Here is a 1,190-nt window from a genome sequence, read left to right on the forward strand (position 1 = left end):
TAAGTAGGTAGGTGTAAAAAAACCAAAGTATGTTAAGATAAGTAAAGAGTCGAATTAAATTTACAAAACAAACAAATATGGGCGCTCGTTTAAGAGTATTTCTCAACCAAGAAGAAGACAGAACACTATTTGAATTGAGAACAGCAACAACAGTCTCTCAGAAAGTAAAAGATCGAGCGCAAATTCTTAGATTAAACTCCCAGGGGTGGTATATAGAGGAGATTGCAGCTCATTTTAAGTGTAGGGAGCAAACAATTAGAGAAGTAATTCATCGGTGGCTAAAAATGGGTTTGGTAGGATTATGGTCAACCAGAGGCAGAGGGGTAAAACAAACATGGAAAGAATCAGATATTGTTTATCTAGAAGAATGTCTCCTCAATGAACCACGCAGATATAATAGTCGTCAACTTGCCCAAAAATTAGAACAAGAACGCGGGGTCAAATTAAGCCCTGACAGATTAAGACGAATTCTCAAAAAAAAAAGATTATTTGGAAACGAGCGCGCTCCAGCCATAAACAGAAGCAAGACCCATTACGACGCTCGCTCAAACAGGCAGATCAAGATATGTTGGAATTGGCAGCATCGGCGGGAGAAATCGATCTGAAATACCTGGATGAATCAGGTTTTTGTTTGTGGAGTTCCAATGGATATACATATTACCCAATTGGAGCGCAAAAACGGTTAGAGCAAACAAAACGAAGGGGGCGAAGATTGAGTATTTTAGGATTGCTACAGCCGTGTATCAGTTTCTCGTATGGCTTGGTTATTGGGAGTTTCAGTAGCGAATCATATATCAAAATCATGGAAAATGAAGCTCAACAAGCTGAAGCATGAAATGAAATCAACTGGACGGATAAGAGTGATAATTCAAGATAACGGCCCCATACACAAATCCCTAGATGTCCAACAAAAATGGTCCCAGTGGGAAAGCCAGGGCTTGTATATTTTCTTTTTACCAGAATACTGCTCAGAAATGAACAAAATTGAACTGGAATGGCAACAACTTAAAAATCATGAACTGGTAGGAAAAATGTTTGAAGACGAACTAGATCTTGCCTACGCAGTAATTGATGGAATTGAAGCTAGAGGAGAACGAGGAGATTATACAACTAATCGCTTTAAATTTAGTTCCCGTACCCGCTCTTAACATTTCTTTACTTACTTTGGTTTTTTTATGCCGACCTACTTA

2 protein-coding genes are annotated in these 1,190 nt (G+C 38.7%); both read left to right on the forward strand.

Annotation, left to right across the window (positions count from 1 at the left end):
- The first annotated feature begins 77 nt into the window (after positions 1 to 77).
- Complete coding sequence (locus QUB24_RS33430; RefSeq protein WP_333157885.1) at positions 78 to 605, forward strand: helix-turn-helix domain-containing protein; 528 nt, start codon at positions 78 to 80, stop codon at positions 603 to 605.
- 150 nt (positions 606 to 755) lie between these two features.
- Complete coding sequence (locus QUB24_RS33435) at positions 756 to 1,148, forward strand: transposase (RefSeq protein ID WP_333157886.1); 393 nt, start codon at positions 756 to 758, stop codon at positions 1,146 to 1,148.
- The last annotated feature ends 42 nt before the right edge of the window (positions 1,149 to 1,190 follow it).

The organism is Microcoleus sp. B9-D4 (assembly GCF_036705105.1).
Taxonomy (GTDB): Bacteria; Cyanobacteriota; Cyanobacteriia; order Cyanobacteriales; family Microcoleaceae; genus Microcoleus.

Excerpts from the sequence above, each read along its gene's own strand:
- QUB24_RS33430 (WP_333157885.1), top strand. The coding sequence starts at position 78 with ATGGGCGCTCGTTTAAGAGTATTTCTCAACCAAGAAGAAGACAGAACA.
- QUB24_RS33435 (WP_333157886.1), top strand. The coding sequence starts at position 756 with ATGGCTTGGTTATTGGGAGTTTCAGTAGCGAATCATATATCAAAATCA.